The sequence below is a fragment of the Nitrospirota bacterium genome (genome assembly GCA_037386965.1).
Classification (GTDB): Bacteria; Nitrospirota; Thermodesulfovibrionia; order Thermodesulfovibrionales; family JdFR-86; genus JARRLN01.
In genome coordinates, this window is the sequence record JARRLN010000001.1 from 42,195 (window position 1) to 59,205 (window position 17,011).

13 protein-coding genes and 1 tRNA gene are annotated in these 17,011 nt (G+C 62.6%); 8 read left to right on the plus strand and 6 right to left on the minus strand.

The window, feature by feature from the left end; translation table 11 throughout:
* The first annotated feature begins 62 nt into the window (after nucleotides 1-62).
* On the plus strand, nucleotides 63-1,187 hold the full coding sequence (locus P8Y39_00205; GenBank protein MEJ2190753.1) for a cysteine desulfurase family protein: 1,125 nt from the start codon (nucleotides 63-65) through the stop codon (nucleotides 1,185-1,187).
* On the opposite strand, the gene P8Y39_00210 is transcribed toward P8Y39_00205, so the two are convergent.
* The 4 genes from P8Y39_00210 to P8Y39_00225 all read right to left on the minus strand — a co-directional run bounded on the left by P8Y39_00210 (nucleotide 1,141) and on the right by P8Y39_00225 (nucleotide 5,139).
* Nucleotides 1,141-2,382 carry a pitrilysin family protein gene (locus P8Y39_00210; GenBank protein MEJ2190754.1) on the minus strand — a complete coding sequence of 414 codons (1,242 nt, stop codon included), beginning with the start codon at nucleotides 2,380-2,382 and terminating at the stop codon, nucleotides 1,141-1,143. The two genes, P8Y39_00205 and P8Y39_00210, sit on opposite strands and share 47 nt — an antisense overlap.
* A gap of 80 nt (nucleotides 2,383-2,462) precedes the next feature.
* The gene (pnp, locus tag P8Y39_00215; protein MEJ2190755.1) at nucleotides 2,463-4,556 is read right to left on the minus strand and encodes a polyribonucleotide nucleotidyltransferase; all 2,094 of its coding nucleotides are present in this window, start codon (nucleotides 4,554-4,556) and stop codon (nucleotides 2,463-2,465) included.
* A 9-nt stretch (nucleotides 4,557-4,565) separates the two neighbouring features.
* Complete coding sequence (rpsO, locus tag P8Y39_00220; GenBank protein ID MEJ2190756.1) at nucleotides 4,566-4,835, minus strand: 30S ribosomal protein S15; 270 nt, start codon at nucleotides 4,833-4,835, stop codon at nucleotides 4,566-4,568.
* A gap of 227 nt (nucleotides 4,836-5,062) precedes the next feature.
* Nucleotides 5,063-5,139, minus strand: a tRNA-Arg gene (locus P8Y39_00225).
* A gap of 124 nt (nucleotides 5,140-5,263) precedes the next feature.
* Here P8Y39_00225 and mutS point away from each other — a divergent pair.
* The 6 genes from mutS to P8Y39_00255 all read left to right on the plus strand — a co-directional run bounded on the left by mutS (nucleotide 5,264) and on the right by P8Y39_00255 (nucleotide 12,662).
* Nucleotides 5,264-7,795 (plus strand): DNA mismatch repair protein MutS, encoded by a 2,532-nt coding sequence (mutS, locus tag P8Y39_00230; GenBank protein ID MEJ2190757.1) that lies wholly within the window; start codon nucleotides 5,264-5,266, stop codon nucleotides 7,793-7,795.
* 102 nt (nucleotides 7,796-7,897) lie between these two features.
* On the plus strand, nucleotides 7,898-8,284 hold the full coding sequence (gcvH, locus tag P8Y39_00235; protein MEJ2190758.1) for a glycine cleavage system protein GcvH: 387 nt from the start codon (nucleotides 7,898-7,900) through the stop codon (nucleotides 8,282-8,284).
* Nucleotides 8,281-9,666 carry a dihydrolipoyl dehydrogenase gene (gene lpdA, locus P8Y39_00240; GenBank protein ID MEJ2190759.1) on the plus strand — a complete coding sequence of 462 codons (1,386 nt, stop codon included), beginning with the start codon at nucleotides 8,281-8,283 and terminating at the stop codon, nucleotides 9,664-9,666. Before gcvH ends, lpdA begins: the two co-directional genes overlap by 4 nt.
* Nucleotides 9,650-11,056, plus strand: coding sequence for a hypothetical protein (locus P8Y39_00245; GenBank protein ID MEJ2190760.1), 1,407 nt, complete (start codon nucleotides 9,650-9,652; stop codon nucleotides 11,054-11,056). Before lpdA ends, P8Y39_00245 begins: the two co-directional genes overlap by 17 nt.
* A 9-nt stretch (nucleotides 11,057-11,065) precedes the next feature.
* Nucleotides 11,066-12,352 carry a phosphopyruvate hydratase gene (gene eno, locus P8Y39_00250; GenBank protein ID MEJ2190761.1) on the plus strand — a complete coding sequence of 429 codons (1,287 nt, stop codon included), beginning with the start codon at nucleotides 11,066-11,068 and terminating at the stop codon, nucleotides 12,350-12,352.
* Nucleotides 12,342-12,662, plus strand: a complete 321-nt coding sequence (locus P8Y39_00255) for a septum formation initiator family protein (protein MEJ2190762.1) — start codon at nucleotides 12,342-12,344, stop codon at nucleotides 12,660-12,662. The genes eno and P8Y39_00255 overlap by 11 nt, the downstream gene beginning before the upstream one ends.
* A 24-nt stretch (nucleotides 12,663-12,686) precedes the next feature.
* Here the strand turns inward: P8Y39_00255 and rlmN are convergent, their stop codons facing one another.
* Nucleotides 12,687-13,730, minus strand: coding sequence for a 23S rRNA (adenine(2503)-C(2))-methyltransferase RlmN (gene rlmN, locus P8Y39_00260; GenBank protein ID MEJ2190763.1), 1,044 nt, complete (start codon nucleotides 13,728-13,730; stop codon nucleotides 12,687-12,689).
* Nucleotides 13,731-13,795: 65 nt separating this feature from the next.
* Between rlmN and P8Y39_00265 the strand changes: the two genes are divergently transcribed.
* A complete protein-coding gene (locus tag P8Y39_00265; protein MEJ2190764.1) occupies nucleotides 13,796-14,296 on the plus strand; it encodes a SurA N-terminal domain-containing protein in 501 nt (166 codons plus the stop codon).
* A gap of 4 nt (nucleotides 14,297-14,300) precedes the next feature.
* On the opposite strand, the gene bamA is transcribed toward P8Y39_00265, so the two are convergent.
* Nucleotides 14,301-17,009, minus strand: a complete 2,709-nt coding sequence (bamA, locus tag P8Y39_00270; protein MEJ2190765.1) for an outer membrane protein assembly factor BamA — start codon at nucleotides 17,007-17,009, stop codon at nucleotides 14,301-14,303.
* Nucleotides 17,010-17,011: the final 2 nt, after the last annotated feature.

Below are 17,011 nucleotides of genomic sequence, written 5' to 3' on the forward strand. Positions count from 1 at the left end.
GCTTTGTAAAGGGACGCACGGTTTGCGGAGCCCAAAAAAATTTAGTAAAATAAAGTCCTTCCATGATCTACCTGGACCACAACGCGACCACTCCGGTAGAGCCGGAAGTGGCGGAGGCCATGGCGGAAGCCCAGAGGGAGGGCTTCGGAAATCCTTCGAGCTGCCACCTCCCCGGGGTCCGGGCGCGCCAGTTCGTGGAAACGGCCCGCTCCCGGGTCGCCGGGCTTCTCGGAGCACGGCAGGAGGAGATTTATTTTACCTCCGGGGGCACCGAGTCCAACAACCTTGCCATCCTGGGCCTTGCGCGCCGTCGTCCGAAAGGGCACATCGTCACCTCGGCCGTGGAACACCCCTCCGTAACCCAGGCCGTCCGCCACCTTCTCTCTCAGGGTTTTCAGGCCACCCTCGTCGGGGTGGACGGCGACGGACGCGTGAAGGTGGATGAGGTGGAGCGGGCCATACGGGACGACACGGTGCTCATCACCGTCATGCACTCCAACAACGAGACCGGCGTGCTCCAGCCCATCGAGGATATAGCGCGTCTGGCCCGGAGCCGCAAGGTCCCCTTCCACACAGACGCCGCCCAGTCCGTGGGAAAGGTGCCCGTGAGCGCGGAGGCCTGTGACATGCTTACCGTGGCCGGCCACAAACTCTACGGGCCCAAGGGTGTCGGGGCGCTGTACGTGCGAAGGGGCATCGCCCTGGAGCCCATCCTCTTCGGGGCCGGACACGAGAAGGGGCTCCGCCCGGGGACGGAGAACGTTTCCGGGGTGGTGGGTCTCGGTGTGGCCTGCGAGCTTGCGGGCCGGGAGCGAGAGGCCCGGGGACGCCATGTGGAGGCATTGGCGGAGAGGTTCCTTTCGGGCCTCAGGCGGAACGTCTCCGCCCTCCGCCTGAACGGCCACCCTGCCCTCAGGCTTCCGGGGACCCTGAATCTCTGCTGCCCCGGTGTGGATTCCACCTCCCTGACCGCCGCCCTGGGGGACCGGATAGCCATGTCTTCGGGCTCCGCGTGCCACGCGGGGGAGAGGAAGCCCTCGGCCGTGCTCATGGCCATGGGCGTTTCGGAGGACGAGGCGCTCTCCTCGGTAAGGTTCAGCCTCGGGAAGGACAACACGGAAGAAGAGATGGACCGGGCCGTCAGGATACTTTCAGAGACCCTTGCTCCACCGGCCCCAGCACGGTAAGGGCGACCTCCCCATCGGAGGCGAGCCGCCCTGCCAGGTGCCGCACCTCTTCGAGGGTGACGGCGTCTATCTTTTTCAGTATCTCCCCGGGAGAGTAGTACCGGCCGTAGTATATCTGCTGTATGGCGATGTTCTGCATCCTCCTGCTCGTGGACTCGAGGCCGAGGATGAGGTTTCCCTTCACCTGCGCCTTCGCCCGCTCAAGCTCCTGCTTCGTCACGGTCTGGGCAAGGGACCGGAACTCCCGGGCCGTGTGCTCCACGACCTCCTGGGCGTGCTCCTCTCCCGTGCCGGCGTAAACCCCCCAGAGCCCCGTGTCCCCGTACATGGAGAGAAACGAGTAGACGGAGTACGCCAGTCCCCGCTTCTCCCGGATTTCCTGGAAGAGGCGGGAGCTGACCCCTCCGCCCAGTATGGTGTTCAGCAGAAGGAGGTGATATCTCTCTTCGCTGGGTTGGGGAAGAGCCTTGACGCCCATGCAGATGTGCACTTCGGAGAGGTCCTTTTCATGGACTGATTCCCGCGGGCGGAAGACGGGCAAAGCGCCGGTTTGGGGCTTCGGGCCCAGCCCGATTCCATCCAGCGCCCTGTTGAGGTTCTCCATAAGGGCGTCCTCGTCGAAGTGCCCGGCGCAGGCCACAACGATGTTTCCGGTGCCATAGGAGTTCTTGATGTGCTCCAGGATGTTCTCGCGGGAAAAGCCACCCACGGTATCCCTGGTGCCCAGGACCGCCTGGCCCAGGCCGTCCTCGCCCCAGACGGAGCGGTTGAAGAGGTCGTGCACGTAGTCGTCGGGGGTGTCCTCCACCATCTTTATCTCCTCCCCCACGACGCTCTTCTCGCGCTCGATTTCCTCCTCCGGGAAGGTCGACCCCAAAAAGATGTCCCCCAGAAGCTCTACCCCCCGGCCGAGGTACTCGTCCAGCACCTTCACGTAAAAAGTCGTACTCTCCTTGGAGGTGAAGGCGTTGAGCTCCCCGCCCAGGGAGTCCATGTCCACGGCTATGTCAAGGGCGGTGCGCTTCTCCGTCCCCTTGAAGAACATGTGCTCAAGGAAATGGGATATCCCGTTTCTCTCGCGCGGTTCGTGGCGAGAGCCCACCTGCACCCAGATGCCCAGCGCCACGGAGCGGACGTTTCGAATCTGCTCCATCACCACGAGCACGCCGTTATCCAGTGCTTTCTTGCTGAACATGTATACCCGCTGACTAGGAAAAAGGGGGACGTACGCCCCCCTTATTGTAGGTGTACCGGACGCCGGAAGTCAGGGCCTTCTCAGGCCTGAGGGCGCGCCTTCTCTTTCAAGGCCTCTTTCCTGCTCAGGCGGACCCTTCCGAGCTTGTCTATCTCGATGACCTTGACCAGCACCTCGTCCCCCTCGTGCAGGACGTCGGTCACTTTCTCTATCCTCTTGTGGTCTATCTGAGAGATGTGCAGGAGGCCGTCGGTGCCGGGCAGTATCTCCACAAAGGCCCCGAAGTCGGTGATGCGAACGACCTTGCCTTTGTAGAGCTTGCCCACCTCGGGCTCCTCGATAATGCCCTCGATTATCTTGATGGCCTTCCGCGCTGCGGCCTCGTCCGGAGAGGCAATGCTCACCAGGCCGGAGTCCTCGATGTTTATCTTCACGCCGGTCTCCTCGATGATGCCCTTTATCACCTTTCCGCCGGTGCCGATAATGTCGCGGATCTTGTCCTGCTTCACCATCATGGTGTAGATGCGGGGAGCGTAAGGCGACAGCGTCTCGCGCGGGGCCGGCAGGGCCTGCTTCATGGCCTCCAGGATGAAGAGGCGGCCCTTCCGGGCCTGCTCCAGTGCCTCCTGGAGCACCTCGCCGGTTATGCCGGCTATCTTGACGTCCATCTGAAACGCCGTCACACCCCTCTCGGTGCCCGTCACCTTGAAGTCCATGTCCCCCAGGTGGTCCTCCAGGCCGAGGATGTCCGTAAGGACAACGGTCCTGTCGCCCTCCTTTATAAGGCCCATGGCGATGCCGGCCACGGGGGATTTCATGGGCACCGCGGCGTCCATGAGCGAGAGAGACGCCGCGCAGACGGTGGCCATGGAGGAGGAGCCATTGGACTCCAGGATGTCGGAGACGACCCGGATGGTGTAGGGGAAGTCGTCGTGGGAGGGAAGCAGCGGCCTTACGGCCTTCTCGGCCAGGGCGCCGTGGCCGACCTCCCGCCTGCCCGGGCCCCTCAGGAACCGGGCCTCGCCCACGCTGAAGGGCGGAAAATTATAGTGGAGCATGAAGCTCTTGTAATACTCCCCTTCCAGGGCATCGATCTTCTGCTCGTCCTCGGTGGTGCCCAGGGTGCTCACCGCCAGGGCCTGGGTCTCTCCCCGCACGAAGAGCGCGGAGCCGTGCACCCGGGGCAGAAGGCCCACGGTGCAGGAGATGGGGCGTATCTCGTCGGGCCGCCTGCCGTCGGCGCGGACGTTCTCTTCCACGATGGCCCTGCGGACCAGCTGCCGCTCCAGTTCGTAGAAGACGTCGGCCACCTCCCGCGAACGGTCCTCCTCGGGCGTGCTGAAATGTTCCTTGGCCCCGGTGAGCAGGTGGTCCAGGGCGTCCTGACGCCGGAGCTTGTCCGGTATCTTTATGCCTTCCTGGATGCCGCCCAGGACGTACTCCCGGACTTTCGCCTTGAACTCTTCGTCTATCTTGGGCTGTTCGGGAATGGCCCTCTTGGGCCTGCCGACCTTTTCCCGAAGCTCCCTCTGAAGTGCGTTGAGCCTCTTTATCTCCCTGTGGGCGATGTCGATGGCCTCCAGGAAATCCGCCTCCGGCACCTCCCCGGCCTTTCCCTCCACCATGACCACTGCCTCGTCCGTGCCGGCCACGGCGATCTCCAGCTCCAGGTCCTCGATGTCCTTCAGGCTCGGGAAGAGCACGTACTCCCCGCCGAGTTTGCCCACCCGCACTCCGGAGACCGGCCCGTCAAAGGGGATATCCGATATGACCAACGCAGCCGACACACCCGTAATGCCCATTACGTCCGAGGTGTTTTCGTCCCCGAAGGAAAGGACGTTTACGATGCCCTGGGTCTCGGACTTGAAGCCCTTGGGGAACAAGGGTCTGATCGGCCGGTCGATGAGGCGGGAGGTGAGGACTTCCTTCTCCGAGGGCCTGCCCTCACGCTTGAAAAAGCCGCCGGGTATCTTCCCCGCGGCGTAGGTCTTCTCCAGGTAATCTATGGTCAGGGGGAAAAAATCGATGCCCTCCCTGACCCCCTTGCTCGCCACCGCGGTGGCAAGAAGGATGGTGTCTCCGTACGTAAGGACGGTGGAACCGTCGGCCTGACGGGCCATCCTGCCCGTCTCCATGCGCAATACTCGCCCTGCGATTTCGGTCTCTACCTGCATCGTTCCGCTCTACTTCCTAAGCCCTAAGCTTTGTCTGATGTTTTCGTACCTGTCTTTGTCCGAACCCTTGAGGTAGTCCAGGAGCTTTCTCCTCGTGCCCACAAGCTTGAGGAGCCCCCTGCGAGAGTGGTGGTCCTTCTTGTGCGTGCGGAAGTGCTCGGTCAGGTACTCGATGCGTGCGCTCAGCAGAGCGATTTGAACTTCGGGAGAACCGGTGTCGCTCTCATGCGTCTTATACCGGTTTATGATCTCCCCTTTTCCCTCCTTGCTCAGAGGCATCTCCAATCCCTTCCTTCCTCTTCTTTTTTAAGCACTTAGTCTATCATAGACAATTATACAGTGTAAAGGCGCTCCGGGCGAGCGGACGTGGCCGCTATCCTTTTTGCACCGGGATAGCCCGCCTCCACCCAGCGGGGCAAACCCGCCTGGAAGATGCGGATGTTCCAGGAGCCCGAAAACGGCAAAAACCTTCTTCACGACCCCCTCACCTTGTCGAAAAATACGGATGGCGCCCCCTGCACGACTCGAACGTGCGACACCAGGTTTAGGAAACCTGTGCTCTATCCTACTGAGCTAAGGGGGCGAGATACTCCAGGTCCATCTCCGGAACAGTTCATAATAACATTTTTTTCCGGGCCCGGTCCAGGGTTGAACGGGCGAAAAACGGGCGGGTATAATCTCCTATGCCGCCGGAAGGGACCCCTGTGATGAAGCAGTACCAGAGCATCAAGGAGAAGCATCCCGACGCCGTCGTTCTGTTCCGCATGGGGGACTTCTACGAGATGTTCGGCGAGGACGCGCGGGTGGCCTCGCGGGTGCTTCAGATAGCGCTGACGACCCGGGAGAAGAACAAGGACGACCCCATGCCCATGTGCGGCATCCCCTACTTCGCCTCGGAGAACTATATCGCCAAGCTCATCCGTGCCGGCCACAAGGTGGCCGTGTGCGAGCAGGTCGAAGACCCCCGCTCGGCCAGGGGCATCGTCAGGCGGGAGGTGGTCCGGGTCATCTCTCCCGGCACCCACACGCCGGAGCACCCCAAGGAGAACGCCTACATCGTGAGCCTGGTCCCCGAGGGCGACCGGCACGGCCTGGCGGTGGCCGACGTTTCCACGGGGGAGTTTTTCGTCTACGAAAGCACGCGCCCCCTGGAGGACGAGCTTTCCCGCTACGAGCCCGCCGAGGTGGTGCTGCCCGAGAGCCTCGGAGAGGACATGCATTATTCGGAGATACTGGACGGCCTGTACGTCACTACCGTGGAGGACCACGCGTTCGACTACCCGCGGGCCATGCGCACGCTGCTCGGGCACTTCAAGGTGGCTTCCCTGGAGGGCTTCGGCTGCGAGGGCCTCACCGCGGCAGTACGGGCCGCCGGGGGGCTCATGAGCTATCTGGAGGAGACCCAGAAAGGTGCTCTGCACTTCGGCACTCTTTCCACTCTCACGCCCTCGGGCACCATGTTCCTCGACACCCCGACCCAGCGGAACCTGGAGCTGGTCAGAAACCTCAAGGACGGCTCCACGGAAGCCACCCTTCTGTCCACGCTGGAGCAGACCCTTACCCCCATGGGGGGCCGGTTCCTCCGGGCCGCCATCCTGCGTCCCCTCGTCGAGACGGAGGAAATCCACGAGCGCCACCGGGCTGTAGCGGTGCTGGTGGAGGATTACGACATTCTGGAGAGGCTCAGGAGACGGCTGAGGAACGTCCAGGACGTGGAGAGGCTCGCCCAGCGCATCTCCACGGGAAGCGCCACCGCCAGGGACCTGGCGGCCCTCGGAAACTCCCTCGCCCCTCTCCCCGAGATACGTGAAAGCCTCCTGGGCTCCGGAGACCCGCTCCTTTGCAGCCTGGGAGAGGGGCTTCCCCTGTTCGAGGAGCTTACGGACCTCATCGGGAGGGCCATTGTGGAGCATCCGCCCGCATCGGTGCGGGACGGCGGCATCATCAGGGCCGGTTTCTCCGCGGAGATAGACGAGCTCAGGAACATTTCGACGGGGACCAGGGACTTCATCGCGGCGCTGGAGGCCGAGGAGAGGGTGAAGACGGGCATCACCACGCTCAAGGTCGGCTTCAACAGGATTCACGGCTACTACATCGAGGTGACCAAGTCGAACCTGGACCTGGTCCCGTACCATTACGTCCGGAAGCAGACCCTGGTGGGCGGGGAGAGGTTCATCACCCCGGAGCTCAAGGACTACGAGTCGAAGGTCCTGGGTGCGGAAGAGAGGCTCAAGGTCCTGGAGCTCGACGTCTTCACCGGCCTTCTCGCCCAGGCCGACCGGTGGAGCCCCGCCCTTTCGGAGGCGGCCCGGGCCCTGGCCGTGGCCGACTTTCTGGTCTCCTTGGCCGTCGTGGCCAAGAGGCATGACTATGTCATGCCCCGCATGACCGAGGAGCCCGTCATCCGCATCTCCAACGGCCGCCATGCGGTCATCGAGCGCCTGTCCTTGGGAGAGAAGTTCATCCCCAACGACGCCCACCTCGACGGCGGCGACGAGCGGCTCCTCGTCATCACGGGCCCGAACATGGCCGGGAAGTCCACCTACATGCGCCAGGTGGCCCTCATAGTGCTCATGGCCCAGATGGGGAGCTTCGTCCCGGCCGAGGAAGCGGTCCTCGGCGTGGCCGACAGGATATTCACCCGCATCGGGGCCTCGGACTTCCTGAGCAGGGGGCAGAGCACCTTCATGGTGGAGATGGTGGAGACCGCAAACATCCTCAATAACGCCACCCAGCGGAGCCTCATCCTCCTGGACGAGGTGGGAAGGGGCACCAGCACCTTCGACGGCATCAGCATCGCCTGGGCCGCCGCGGAGCACATCTCCCAGAGGGTCCGGGCGCGCACGCTCTTTGCCACCCACTACAACGAGCTCACCGACCTGGCCCACCTGCTGGAAGGGGTGCGCAACTACAATATCGCCGTCAAGGAGTGGGGAGACGAGATAATCTTTCTCCGGAGAATAGAGGCCGGTCCGGCGGACAAGAGTTACGGCATCCAGGTGGCCCGGCTGGCGGGGCTCCCGCCGGAGGTGGTGGCCCGGGCCGGGGAGGTCCTCTCCCTGCTGGAGAAACAGCCAAAGGGAGAAGCCGCGAGGCGGGCGCGGCAGATGGACCTGTTCGCCCCGCGGGAGGACCTGCTGCTCGATGAACTGCTGGGCATGGACCTCGAGGCCCTGAGCCCCGAGGAGGTGGTGGCCCGGATTCGGGACATCAAGGTGCGGAGCCCCCGGCGCTCCTGACGGCACAGGCGGAATTTTGCGCTTGCATGCATATATGATATTGGTATACTTGTATACGCTTTTGAGAAGAGACGGTCAAATCACTTCAGTAAGGAGGGAGAAATGAACCCCGATGAACTCAAGTACCACAAGGAGCACACATGGGCCAGGGCCGAAGGGCACAAAGCCACCATCGGCATAACCGACTACGCACAGGACGCGCTCGGCGACATCGTCTACATCGACCTCCCCGAGGTTGACAACACCGTCGAGGCCAACTCCGAGATATCGGAGATAGAGTCGACCAAGGCCACGTCCTCGGTAATATCGCCCGTGAGCGGGACCATCGTCAAGGTCAACGAGGAGCTTTCCGAGACCCCCGAGGTCATCAACGAGGACCCTTACGGCAAGGGGTGGATAGCGGTCGTCGAGCTCTCCAGCGACGCCGAGCTCAGCGACCTCATGGATGCCTCCGACTACGAGAAGTACGTCGAGGAAGAGGCGAAATGAGGCTGGTCGTCATCGGTTCGGGTCCGGGGGGGTACGTCGCCGCCCTGAAGGCGGCCCAGCTTGGCGCGGAGGTAACCGTCATAGAGGAGACCGAGGTCGGCGGGACGTGTCTGAACAGGGGATGCATTCCCACCAAGAGCCTTATCGCCTCCACCGAGCTGTATACGAAGGCCAGGGAGATGGAGAAGTTCGGCCTCGACCTCGACGGCGCGGTCAAGCCCAACCTTGCCAGAATGATGGAGCGCAAGGACAAGATAGTGGGCATCCAGGTGAAAGGCATACGGGGCCTGTTCAAGAGCTGGGGCGTCAGCATCGTGGAGGGCCGGGGAGCCCTGAAGGGGGCCCGAAGCGTGGAGGTCCGGAAAAAGGACGGCTCCACCGAGACCCTGGAGGCCGACGGGGTCATCATTGCCACGGGCTCCGAGCCCGCCGAGATAAAGGCCTTTCCCTTCGATGCCAAGACGATTATCAACAGCACCCATGCCCTGGGGCTTACGGAGCTTCCCAAAAGCATGCTCATCGTGGGCGCCGGGGTCATCGGCTGCGAGTGGGCCTGCATGTTCGCGGAGCTGGGCACCGAAATCACCATGGTGGAGATGCTCCCGCGGGCCGTGGCCACCGAGGACCCCGAGGTCTCGGAGCTCCTGGCAAGGGAGCTGAAGAAGAAAAAGATAAAGCTTCTTACCGGAACCGGCGTGGAGAGCGTGCAGGTGACCGGCCAGGGCGCGGTGGCCAGGCTCTCCGGCGGCAAGGAGGTCTCGGCCGAGAAGGTCCTGGTCTCGGTGGGGCGGGCCCTGAACAGCAAGAACATGGGCCTGGAGGAGGCCGGCGTCGATGTCGGCAAGCGCGGCGAGATTGTGGTGAACGAGCGCATGGAGACCACTGTGGAGGGCGTCTACGCCATCGGGGACGTCACCGGAGGCATTCTCCTGGCCCACGTGGCGTCCAAGGAAGGCATCGTGGCGGCCCTGAACGTCTGTGGCAAGGACGCCGCGATGGACTACGGCACCGTTGCGGCGGCCATCTTCACCTCGCCCGAGATCGGCTCCGTGGGCCTCAGGGAGCACGAGGCGGAGCAGAGGGGGGTAAAGTACCGGACCGGCCACTTCCCGTTCAGGGCGCTGGGCAAGGCCCATGCCATGGGCGAGATATCGGGCTTCTTCAAGCTCGTGGCGGACCGGGAGACCGACAGGGTGCTGGGCGCCCACATCATCGGCCCGCATGCATCCGTCCTCGTTCACGAGGCCGCGGTGGCCATGCATAACGGACTCACGGTACGCGACCTCGCCGACACCATCCATGCCCACCCCACCCTCTCGGAGGGCCTGATGGAAGCGGCGGAGGACGTCCACGGCGAAGCCATACATGCACCCAGGAAATAACAACAAACAGAAGAGCGCAGCGGAGACGTCTGCCTGGCTCAGGGAATCGAAACAGAAACATCGCGCCCTGTTTTCGGAGATGGACGTCCTGATGCGCGCCCTGGACAGGTACTTCCTCGTGGAAAACCTTCCCTTCTCGCGGGAAAGCCTGGGAAGTCGGGATTTCTCCCGGGAGCTGGCCTGTGCGCGGGATGTCATCCGGCACGTCCTGACCATCCTGGAGTCCATCATCCCCGAGAGCAACCGTAACGCCTTCTGGTTCCAGAAGTACGCCGAGACCCGCCTTGTGAACGGGCAGCACAGGGACCTGGTCCGCACGGGCATGTACGAGCAGGACGCCCCGGAGAAGAGCCTCTACGTTCTCTTCGACGGTTTCATCAACTTCAAGGGCATCATCACCGACATGCTGAAGGCGGGCGCCATCGAGTACGTCAGTTTCAGAAACGTGGGCCAGCTGATAGGCAAGGAGCTCAGGCACAACGTCTATTTCAACCCCTTCAGGAAGGACGTAGACCCGGAGCTGGACGCGGTCTCCAACCGCGAGATAGCCGATATCGTGCGCAACATAGGGGACCGCAACACCAAGAAGGCCGTCTCCACCGTGCTTTTGAACTTCTTCCGCTTCCTGAGATACATACGGCATATGGACCACAGCAGCCAGAGCATGCGGGCCATCCACTGCTCGCTGGCAATCTTCGCCCTTCTCAAGGCCGAGATGGAGCAGCTTCGCCTGTACATAGAAAGAAAGGTGCGGACGCTTCCCCGGGGCGAGCTGGCAACGCTTCTGGAGAGCCTCGGATACCAGATGTCCATGGAGGGCAAGAGGGTCTTTCACCAGGAGCTCCTGGACATCCTGGACAAGGAAAACACCGCCCAGATGCGGGCCCGGGTGGAAAACAGCCGGGGGATTCTCAAGAACCTGACCGAGCAGTCCATCATCCAGCTCGCAAAGCACTGGAATCCCGACCTCAGGGGCGAGGAGATTTTTGACGTTTTCATCACCAAGACCGCCCTCTCGGTGAAGCTCAGGGAGGACATCTACATCCTGAACCGCCTTCTCAAGGAGGCCCCCAGGCGCGCGGGCAAGGAAGGCGAGCTCGGAGCACTCCTGGGGAGCCTGATGAACTACCTGGATTACTTCGAAAGCTACACATCCAAGCTCCTGAGATATGACGATTACGAGGAGTTCACCGGCCTGGCCGGGAGCCTCAGGAGCGCCTGGCACAACGGCGAAAGCACGCAAAAGGTCCTGGAGAGTTGCCACAAGTTCGGCGTTTACCTGGACACCACCCTGCGCTACATCAACAACAGGGGCGACCTCAAGGACCGCCCCCTGGACGAGGAGAAGGTGGAGGAGGTGGTCCAGATGTACCTCTCCATAAAACGATAAGGAGGATGCATGGGGGAGATAGTCGACGTTCACGCGCGCGAGATACTGGACTCCCGGGGAAACCCGACGGTGGAGGTGGAAGTTCTCCTGGAAAGCGGAGCCCTGGGCAGGGCGGCGGTACCCTCGGGAGCCTCCACCGGGAGCAGGGAGGCTCTGGAGCTGAGGGACAAGGGGCAGCGCTACCTCGGCAAAGGGGTGCAAACGGCGGTAAACAACGTCATCGACAAGATAGCCCCCCGGCTGGTGGGCACGGAGTCCCTGGACCAGGTGCTGATAGACCAGTTCCTCCTGGACCTTGACGGCACGGACAACAAGAGCAACCTGGGAGCAAACGCCCTCCTGGGGGTCTCGCTCGCCGTCTGCAAGGCCTCGGCCGAGGAAATCGGCCTTCCCCTGTACCGGTACATCGGAGGGACCAACGCCCGCACCCTGCCGGTGCCCATGATGAACATCCTCAACGGTGGGGCCCACGCCGACAATAATCTGGACATCCAGGAGTTCATGATAATGCCGGCCGGGCTGGACTCCTTCTCCGAGGCCCTCCGGGCGGGCTCGGAAATCTTCCACACCCTGAAGGGGATTCTCAAGGAGAAGGGGCTGAGCACCGCCGTGGGCGACGAGGGCGGCTTCGCCCCCAACCTTACGTCCAACGAGGAGGCGATAACCCTCACCCTCTCGGCCGTTGAAAAGGCCGGGTACCGGCCCGGCGAGGAAATTTATCTGGCCCTGGACGCGGCCGCCTCGGAGTTTTACGGGGCCAGCGGTTATCACTTCGAGGGGAAGAAGGTCTCCTCGGAAGACCTGATACGCTACTACGAGGGCGTCGTCGAGAAATATCCCGTCATCTCCGTAGAGGACGGCATGGCCGAGAACGACTGGGAAGGATGGAAGGCCCTCACGGACGCCCTGGGCCGGAAGGTCCAGATAGTGGGCGACGACCTGTTCGTCACCAACACGCTCATCCTCAAAGAAGGCATACGGCGCGGCATCACCAACTCCATCCTTATAAAAGTGAACCAGATAGGCACCGTCACGGAGACCCTCGATGCCATCGAGATGGCCAAGCGGGCGGCCTACACGTGCGTGGTCTCCCATCGCTCGGGCGAGACCGAGGACACCACCATCGCCGACCTGGCCGTGGCTTGCAACACCGGGCAGATAAAGACGGGCTCCCTGGCCAGGAGCGAGCGCGTGGCCAAGTACAACAGGCTCCTGGTCATCGAGGAGGAGCTGGAGGACTCCGCCCTGTACTTGGGCCTCGATTCCCTGTATAATATTCGCCGCAATGTACAGTAGCGGCTCGCTGAGAAAACAGGTCAGCACCGAGGTCCGGCTCAGGCGCTATGCCGGGTACACCTTCCTGTTTCTGAGCCTTCTTTACGTTCTGGTGAACCTTCTGTTAAGCGACATGGGCCTCGTCCGCTACCTGGAGCTTCGCGGCAAGAGGGCGGCCCTCGAGGAAGAGGTCACCAAGGTGGAGGCGCACAACGGCACCCTCCAGGCCTCCATCGAGAACCTCAAGAAGGACGATTTCTACGTCGAGAAGAACGCCCGGGAAAACTTCGGCCTCGCCGATCCCGAGGAGTTCATCTTCATCTACAAGTAGCCCCGGGTGTTCCCCCGGGGAGCCCTATGGGCTGGGGGCCCCTTCCCTCATCCTGGAGCGGAGCTGCCCGCAGGCGGCCAGTATGTCCGTACCCTTGCTCTTTCTGACAAGCGCCCTGAGCCCCGCCCGGATGAGCGCCTGCTGGAAGGCCATGACCCTCGAGTCGGAGGGACGCCTGAGGCCGGTTCCGTCGTGCTCGTTCAGGGGAATGAGGTTTATCTTGGACGGAATTCCCCGGAGCAGCCCCGGGAGGCGCCGGGCGTCCTCAGGGGCATCGTTTTTCCCCTCGATGAGAACGTACTCGATGGTGATATGCTCCCGCTTGGGAAGGGGGTAGTTCCTGAGCTCCTCAAGAAGCACCGGGAGGGGATACCTGCGGTTTATCGGCATGAGGTCGTCCCTGACCGCATCCGTCGCGGCGTTGAGGGAGACGGCCAGCCTCACATGGGGGCCCGCCTCCGACAGGGCCCGCATGCCGGGCACATAGCCCGCCGTGGAGACGGTGATTCTCTTCCGGGAGAAACCGGCCAGCCCGGTCAGCCGCCTCACGGCCTCGGCGACCTCGCCCGGGTTGTGCAGGGGTTCGCCCATCCCCATGAAGACGAGGTTCGTCACCCGAAGAGGCTCCACGGCCTTCTCCGCGGCAAAGACCTGGTCGACCATCTCATGGGCCTTCAGGTTGCGGAGAAGCCCTTCCCTGCCCGTCCGGCAGAAGAGGCAGCCCATGGCGCAGCCCACCTGGCTCGAAACGCAGAGGGTGAGCCTCTCGCCGTCGGGGATGAGGACGCTTTCGACGGAGAGGCCGTCCTCGAGCCCGAAGAGGAACTTCTCCGTACCGTCCTCCGACCGCTGCCGTGCCAGGAGCACGAGGCCGCTCACATAGGCGACGTTCTCCAGGGAGGCCCGGAGGTCCCGGGAGAACTCCGTTATCTCCCGGAGGGAAGCCGCCCGCTTTTCATACAGCCAGTGAAGGAGCTGGCGCGAGCGGTAGCGGGGAAGGCCCCGTGTGGAGAGGAAATCCTCCACGCCCCGGGCACTGAGCTCTTTGAGGTTCGTGCGCTCCATGATTTATTATACCTTTCCAGTTGAGAAGGCGTGAGCGCTCCCCGGTGGGCGCCGCGCCGGAGGGATGGATGAGAGCCCTTTGCTGGTTTGTTCTTTTCTGCCTCATGGTTACGGGTTTTCTGGTTTCGCCCCGGCCGGGCGCCGCGGACGAGGTCATCGACCGCGTGGTCGCCTTCGTAGGGGACCACGCCATCACCCTGGCCGAGCTTGATGCCGAATACAAGCGCAGGGTCGATGCCGGCCTGGACACCACCCGGGAGGCCGTCCTCGCGACCATGATCAACCGGTTCCTGCTCCTCAGGGAGGCCCGGCGCATGAGAATCGACGCCCCGGACGACGACACCCTCGTCAGGGAGTACATCGAGCTCAAGGTGCGGGCGTTCGTAAAGGTCAGGGAGAACGAGGTCCAGGCCTACTACGCAGAGCACCGCGAGGAATTCGGCAACGTACCGTACGAGAAGGTAAAGGACACCATCAAGACCCTCTTGAAGGAGCGGGAGGTGAACCGGCTGCTCCGGGCTCACATCGAAAAGCTCAGGGAAGCCGCGTACATCAAGGTCCTCCTCTAGGGCCTCAGAAGGCGTGGCCGATGCTGAAGTGTACCTCGCCCGCGCTTTCCCCGGGCTCGCGGTCCAGCTTGTACCCGTAGTCCACGCGGATGGGCCCTACCGGCGTGTTATACTGGATGCCCGCCCCGGCCGTGTAGCGGAGGTCTCCCGGGTTGATGTCCCCCGGCTGCACCCAGACATTGCCCGAATCCACGAAACCCACGAGCCGCCAGTTCCTCGTCACGTGCGTGCGCAGTTCGAGATTGCCCAGAACGAAGGCGTTCCCCCCGGTGGGCGCCCCGTCAGGCCCTTTCGGACCCAGCTCGTCCTGCGGGAACCCTCGCACCGTGTTTCTGCCGCCGAGGAAGAACCGCTCCACCAGGGGGAGCTCCGAGGACTCGTCAAAGGACGTGGCCAGACCCCAGCGAAGAGAGGCGGCCAGGACGAGCCACCGGGCAAGCGCCTGGTATCCGCTCGCCTGGAACCTGCCCTTGACGAAGTTCGTCTCCGACAGCAGGGCCTGGGTTGCGACCTTCAGGCTGCCGCCCAGGAAGAAACCCCTCCGGGGGTCGAAGGGGTTGTCCCGGGTGTCATAGGAAAGGCTCGGCGTGAGGGAGCTGATCCCCAGGGTGCCGGTGTCTTCCCGGGTCAGTATGACGCCGGGCTGAACGTGGAAGGTTTTCACCAGGCTGTACTCATAGGAGATGCTTCCTTTCAGTTGGGGAGTAAACTGTTTTTCCAGGCTCGTGCTCGCCGTCAGCCGGCGAAGCTTGTAGCGGGTCTCGCGCGTGTCGATGTTCTCTTCGGTGCGCTGTTCATACAACAGCAGCGTCCTGCTTTCCAGGGCCCTTCCCAGAAAGTACGGGTCCTGGAAGTTCAGGATGTAGCGCTCCGACAGGGTGCTGGCCTCCACGCGGGCCGAGACCCGGCGGTTCATCCCGAAGAGGTTGATATAGCCCACCTCCAGGAAGCCGCGGTATCTTTCGTACTCGCCGTAGCCGACGCCGAACTCCACGGTGCCCGCCTTGGCTTCCTCGACTTCTATGAGGACGTCGGCCTTCCGGCTGCCTTTCCGCTGGATGGGCCGCGCTTCGACGTTGGAGAAAAGCCCCGTCTTGTATAGCCTCTGGCGCGTTTCGGCGAGAAGGGCCTGGCTGAAGGGCTGCCCTTCCTCATAGGCTGCCTCCCGCATGACGACCTCGGGCTTCGTCCGCCTGTTTCCGGCTACCACCGTCTTGCCGAAGAACATGCGGGGCCCCTCGTGCACGCGGTAGAGAAGGGCAGCCCCCTTCTCGGTGAGAGTCCTTTCCACGGTGACGGCGCAGTTTGCAAACCCGCGGTTTCTGTACAGCCTGAGAATCTCTCTCCGACTGTCGGATATGTCCACGTCGTTGTACGGGCTGCCGGACTTTATTGTGAGGGCATCGAGGATGTCCTTTTCCGGGATTGACCGGACGCCCCTCAGATTCACCTCCGTTATGTGAACCTGCCGGCCTTCCTCGATTTCTATCTTTATGGTCGCCCAGGAGTCCAGGATTTTCACGTCGGGTTCGGCTATGGAGACGTCCGTGTAGCCCAGGGCCCTGTAGAGCTCTCTTATTCTCTCTACGTCCTCCTTCAGGAGGGCGGGGTTGAACGCGTGCCTCTCCTTCAGGGACATCATGTCCCGTATCTTCTTCTCCTCTATGTTCGAGCCCGCGATATGGATGGAGTCCACAAGGACCTTGCGGCCTTCGTAGACATAGAAGTTCAGCCGCACCACATCGTCGGAGATCGCCTTGACGGGCGCCACCTGCGCGGAGGGATAGCCTTCCTCGTGATAGACCTCCAGAATCCGGGACAGCGCCTCCTCCACCACTTCGTCCGCGGCGGAGCCGGCCTCTTCGAAGGGTAAAACGCCCTTCAGGCTCTTCCCGGAAACGGATTCGTTCCCGACGATGTTGACCTCAAGCTGTCTCCCGGGCCGCACCCGCACTTTCAAAACGCCGTCTTCGTAGGAATACGGCCCCGCCGCGGGGTCGATGTAGCCCTTCTTCCGATAATGCCGTTTGATGCGCTCCAGGTCCTCTTCGAGCTTGAACTGGTCGTAGACTCCACCCACGTTCGTCTTCATGAGATAGCGGACGTCCTGGGCCATGACGCCGTCAAAATCGATTCTCTTTACGCGGAGAGGCGTTCCCTCATCCAGGTTTACCCGGACTCGTATCCTGTGCGGGTTGTGCGTCTGGGAGAACTGAAAGGTGAACGTGGCCGAGGGATATCCCCTTTTTTCGAGGGCTCGGGCAAGGGCCTCCTGCTTTCTTGTGAGCAGGTCGTACCGGAGCAGGTCGTGCTCCTGCATGCCCAGGTGCTCTCTGACGAAGGAATCGGACACGTTTTCGTTGCCCCTGACCTCCATTTTATCTACGAAATCCCGCTCCTTCACGCGGACAACGATAAGCCCCCCTGCCCCGCTTTCCACCGAAATGCTCTCGAAAATGCCCTTCCTGAAGGCCCTTTTTATCCCGCGGGTCGCCTCCCCTGTACTGAGGTCCATGCCCGGCGAGATGCCCAGCAGGTAGAGAAGCTCCTCCTCGGATATGCAATAGAGTCCCTCCACCCTGACTTTGCCGACGGGGTAGGAGGCCAGGGCGCTCAAGGGCCGAAAGACAAAGAAGGCCATGAGAAGAAGGGCGGCGAGAACGAACGGAGGAACGGTCGGGCCGGAGCCGGGCGTTTTCCTCGCGGGCCCCACGT

Excerpts from the sequence above, each read along its gene's own strand:
- mutS (MEJ2190757.1), top strand. The coding sequence starts at position 5,264 with ATGAAGCAGTACCAGAGCATCAAGGAGAAGCATCCCGACGCCGTCGTT.
- lpdA (MEJ2190759.1), top strand. The coding sequence starts at position 8,281 with ATGAGGCTGGTCGTCATCGGTTCGGGTCCGGGGGGGTACGTCGCCGCC.
- rpsO (MEJ2190756.1), bottom strand. The coding sequence starts at position 4,835 with ATGCCTCTGAGCAAGGAGGGAAAAGGGGAGATCATAAACCGGTATAAG.
- gcvH (MEJ2190758.1), top strand. The coding sequence starts at position 7,898 with ATGAACCCCGATGAACTCAAGTACCACAAGGAGCACACATGGGCCAGG.
- P8Y39_00210 (MEJ2190754.1), bottom strand. The coding sequence starts at position 2,382 with ATGTTCAGCAAGAAAGCACTGGATAACGGCGTGCTCGTGGTGATGGAG.
- P8Y39_00265 (MEJ2190764.1), top strand. The coding sequence starts at position 13,796 with ATGAGAGCCCTTTGCTGGTTTGTTCTTTTCTGCCTCATGGTTACGGGT.
- pnp (MEJ2190755.1), bottom strand. The coding sequence starts at position 4,556 with ATGCAGGTAGAGACCGAAATCGCAGGGCGAGTATTGCGCATGGAGACG.
- P8Y39_00255 (MEJ2190762.1), top strand. The coding sequence starts at position 12,342 with ATGTACAGTAGCGGCTCGCTGAGAAAACAGGTCAGCACCGAGGTCCGG.
- P8Y39_00205 (MEJ2190753.1), top strand. The coding sequence starts at position 63 with ATGATCTACCTGGACCACAACGCGACCACTCCGGTAGAGCCGGAAGTG.
- P8Y39_00245 (MEJ2190760.1), top strand. The coding sequence starts at position 9,650 with ATGCACCCAGGAAATAACAACAAACAGAAGAGCGCAGCGGAGACGTCT.
- eno (MEJ2190761.1), top strand. The coding sequence starts at position 11,066 with ATGGGGGAGATAGTCGACGTTCACGCGCGCGAGATACTGGACTCCCGG.